Source organism: Paludisphaera soli (genome assembly GCF_011064595.1).
GTDB classification, from domain to species: Bacteria; Planctomycetota; Planctomycetia; order Isosphaerales; family Isosphaeraceae; genus Paludisphaera; species Paludisphaera soli.
In genome coordinates this window covers 1-1743 of record NZ_JAALJI010000101.1, presented here as the reverse complement: position 1 = coordinate 1743, position 1743 = coordinate 1, and the positions used below count along the sequence as shown (strand labels likewise).

The 1743-nt window shown below is 69.0% G+C and carries 2 protein-coding genes; both read right to left on the bottom strand.

The window, feature by feature from the left end; all coding sequences use genetic code 11:
- Window positions 1-204, bottom strand: a 204-nt coding sequence (locus tag G6O68_RS31740; protein ID WP_165253752.1) for a hypothetical protein, incomplete at its 3' end; no start/stop codon positions are given.
- Window positions 201-1688, bottom strand: a complete 1488-nt coding sequence (tnpC, locus tag G6O68_RS31735; protein WP_240911590.1) for an IS66 family transposase — start codon at window positions 1686-1688, stop codon at window positions 201-203. The genes G6O68_RS31740 and tnpC, both read right to left, overlap by 4 nt.
- Window positions 1689-1743 lie beyond the last annotated feature (55 nt).

The following is a 1743-nucleotide window of genomic DNA, read 5'->3' as shown; positions in this document are numbered from 1 at the left end:
GTAGTCTTCACCTTCGCGGACTGATCGTTGGCAGGCCACGCTCGCCGATGCCGGTTGTTCCAGCACCTGCTCAGTCTCATCGATCAGGAAGATCCCCTCGGGCCGGAGGTCGAGAGCACGGCCGAGCCAGGCAATGATCTCCCCCGCCGAAAGCTCCCGGTCCACCAGGATGTCTCCCAGCGCCCACCGTTCGGTACGACTCATCCGAGCCGGCCCTCGGCTCGCATGGCGGCGACCGCCGGGCCGTCGTCCGTGAGCGCCACTCCGGGCAGGAGAGAGGGGCATCCCCGGCCCGCCAGGTGGGCCCGATGGCACTCCGTCACGTAATCCAGGACGTCTCGGCCCTGCTGGCGGCACGTGGCCACCGCCGACAACATCCGCTCGACGAACCGGCTCCCCGCCTCGCTGTCGGTCCCGCCGCTGGTCCGCCGCCAGATCACCGCGTGCCTCAGGGCACGCTCGGCCGCGTTGTTGGTCGGCTCGACCCCCTCGACCCGGGTGAAGGTCCACAAGCAGTCCCACAACCGCAGCAACTCGACGCACGTGGTCGCCGTCTTCGGGCAGGTGCATGCCGCCCCCGACTCCAGGGTCAAGCGGACCATCGGTCGGAGCCAGGCCACGGTCTGGAGGAAGGTCGTCCGCCGGATGGTGCCGTCGCGGGCCTTATGCCAGGACTCGAACAGCTTGCCCGACTGCCAGAGCAATCGGCGTCCGACCTCGGCCCCGTCACCATCGCGGTCGACCATCGCCTGCATGTCGCGGCGGAGATGGGCCCAACAAACCTGTCTCGACTTCAGCTCGATCCACTCGTATCCGGGGAAGCGATCGCTGATGACGATCGGTTTCGGCTCCGCGCCGAGCAGGCCCCGCGCGATCGCCCCGGACCGGGAGCGGGCGACGCGGAAGACGACCCCGAGTGAAGTCGCCACGACCCACAGCCAGGCCTTGGGGCCTTCCTCCCGCCAGCCGGTCTCGTCGATATTCGCCGCCCCGGCCGCCTTCACCCGCTCGGCCAACTCGGCCACCGGTTGCTCCAGCGCGTCGGAGGTGATCCGCTCCAGCTTGGCGATCATTCCCAGGGAGATCCGCAGGCCCAGCAGGTCGGAGCAGATCCGCGTCACCTGCCGCTTGCCCAAGCGGTAAGCCCCGGTCAGCACGCTCAGGGCCGCGTGCAATCGGGGGCCGAACGACGCCCGGGGTACGCCCTCGGGCAAGGCGGCGCTGGTAACCGTCTTGCAGTGGGGGCAGGCCAGCCGGTGGAGCCGATACTCATGCACCTCGGGCTCGATCGGCGGCAGGTCGGCCACCTGATGACGCCTGGGCTCGGCATCCTCACCGCCCAGGGGATGGCCGCATCTCCGGCACTCGGCCGGCTTGCAGTCGGTGATCGATGCGACTCGGTCGGGCGCCGCGAAGGCCCTGATCCGCCGGGGATGCCCTTTCTGGCCACCCCGGGATCTTCTGGAAGGAGGCGAGGGCGGCTTCCGCTTCACACCGATCGGGTCGGACGATGGCGGCCTGGAGCTGTTGGCGGAGTTCTGGTCGACGCGGGCCTTCAGGCCCTGGACCTTCTGCTTCAACTCGGTGACCTGGCGTTCCAAGCCATCGACGACGACCCCGATGACGACGCGGGCCTCGTCGGAAAGGCTGTCCCAGATGTGCTGAGGGATCGACGCCGGCCCATTCATGATGCCGCTATAAACTGGCGGGATGGGCCGAGCAACTCGGAGCGTGAACGGCTAC

Excerpts from the sequence above, each read along its gene's own strand:
- tnpC (WP_240911590.1), bottom strand. The coding sequence starts at position 1,688 with ATGAATGGGCCGGCGTCGATCCCTCAGCACATCTGGGACAGCCTTTCC.